The following is a 1,986-nucleotide window of genomic DNA, read 5'->3' as shown; positions in this document are numbered from 1 at the left end:
GTTCGAGCCATGGTTCATCGTAACGGGTCACGTCCCGCTGAGTGGTGGAGTTTCTCGACACCGTGCAGGTCAGTTGTTTTAGTTTAGGCGGCAGCGAGTTCGGGGAGGATCACCGCCTCGTCGATGACCTCGACGGGGTTGTTCATTGTGGTCAGCTCGAGCATCGAAGCTTCGGAGAAGTAGCGGCGTTCGCCGGCTTCCCATTCGTCATGTTGCTCGATCAGAACTGACCCCGCCAGGCGCAGCAGGGCGGCAGAGTTGGGAAAGACACCGACGACATCGGTGCGGCGTTTGATCTCCTTGTTGACCCGTTCCAACGGGTTTGTCGACCAAATCTGTCGCCAGTGACGCCGCGGGAACGCGGCGAAAGCGAGCAGGTCGGGCTGGGCATCGGTGAGCATCGACGCGACCTTCGGGTGCGATCGGCCGAGCATCGTGGTGACCTCACGGAACTGCTTCTCGATGTGCTCACGGTCGGGCTGGGCGAAAATGGTGCGGATGATCGACGCCACCATCTCCTGGGATCCTTTCGGGACCACGGCGAGGACGTTTCGCATGAAGTGCACACGGCATCTCTGCCAACCGGCGCCTTGAAAGACCGTCCCGATGGCCTTCTTCAGCCCGGTGTGTGCGTCAGACATGACCAGTTTCACTCCGTCGAGACCGCGAGTTTTCAACGACCGGAGGAAGCTGGTCCAGAAGCCTTCGTTCTCGCTGTCGCCGACGTCGAACCCGAGGACTTCCCGCCGTCCATCAGCGGCGACGCCGATCGCGACGACGATTGCCTGGGACACGATGCGGTGCCCGACGCGCGCCTTGCAATACGTGGCGTCGAGGAACACGTAAGGGAAGTCCTGCGCGGCCAAGGTCCGGTCCCGAAACTCAGCCACTTCCGCGTCGAGGCCCGCGCAAATCCGGGACACTTCCGACTTGGAGATCCCAGTATCAGCGCCGAGAGCCTTGACGAGGTCGTCGACCTTGCGGGTCGAGACACCGTGGACATAGGCCTCCATCACAACGGCGAACAGGGCTTGGTCGACGCGGCGGCGCCGCTCGAGCAGGGCGGGGAAGAACGACCCGGCGCGCAGCTTGGGGATCTTCAGATCGAGGTCCCCGGCGGTCGTCGACAGGGTCCGCGGCCGGGTGCCGTTGCGGTACGTGGTGCGGTCGCCGGAGCGTTCAAACGGGGCGGCGCCAATGAACGCGCTCGCTTCCGCATCGATGAGTTCTTGGTACAGAGTTTCGGTCGCGACGCGGATGCGGTCGGTGACATCGGTGAGTTTGAGTTCTCCCAGCAGGTTGAGCAGGGCAGACTGGTCTAGAGCCATCGTGTGGTGTCCTTTGTGAGTTGCTTTAGTCGGTACTCACTGACCATCCCACGATGGCTCCTCACGTCGATAAAGCAACGCTCAAAGCGGGGAAACCACACCACTCAACGGGACATGACCCCGGCCGCGTGTACGTTTTGATCGTCTGTGCGCAATCCTGCTGGTTGGATGCACCTCACGCCCGCTTGCCAGTTGTTTACTGGGATCTCAGGCTCTTCTGCGTCGATGTCGTGGGCCGGAAACAAGTAGTAGTCACCAGCCTGGGGCATGCAGTTTCACCCGCATGTCGGAGGGGGAGCGTCACGATGCGATCCGCGTTTCACGTGAAACACTGTGCGTCTCTACGCGACACGCGCAGCGGGGTCCTGTGGATAACTCCTGTGGAGAACTGAATGCCATAGCCGGAAGGTGGAACCATGGGGGCATGCCGTACATGTATATCGTGGAGTGCTCGGACGGCTCCTACTACGTCGGAAGTACGTTCGCGCTAGAGCGCCGGGTCTACCAACACAACAATGGCGGTGGAGCACGATACACCGAGAGCCGAAGGCCGGTGCGCCTTGTTTACTACGAGGAGTATGCACGAGTGTCCGATGCCTACGGACGTGAGAAGCAGGTTCAGAATTGGAGTCGAGCCAAACGACGCGCGCTCATCGAC

The 1,986-nt window shown here is 61.3% G+C and carries 2 protein-coding genes; one reads left to right on the top strand and one right to left on the bottom strand.

Annotation, left to right across the window (positions count from 1 at the left end):
- Positions 1–83: 83 nt before the first annotated feature.
- Positions 84–1,328 carry an IS256 family transposase gene (locus tag JF66_RS20230; protein ID WP_035880702.1) on the bottom strand — a complete coding sequence of 415 codons (1,245 nt, stop codon included), beginning with the start codon at positions 1,326–1,328 and terminating at the stop codon, positions 84–86.
- A 424-nt stretch (positions 1,329–1,752) separates the two neighbouring features.
- On the opposite strand from JF66_RS20230, the gene JF66_RS20225 reads away from it, so the two are divergent.
- Positions 1,753–1,986, top strand: a 234-nt coding sequence (locus JF66_RS20225) for a GIY-YIG nuclease family protein (protein WP_035880701.1), incomplete at its 3' end; no start/stop codon positions are given.

The sequence above is a fragment of the Cryobacterium sp. MLB-32 genome (assembly GCF_000738085.1).
Taxonomy (GTDB): Bacteria; Actinomycetota; Actinomycetes; order Actinomycetales; family Microbacteriaceae; genus Cryobacterium.
This window is presented reverse-complemented; position numbering and strand designations above follow the sequence as displayed.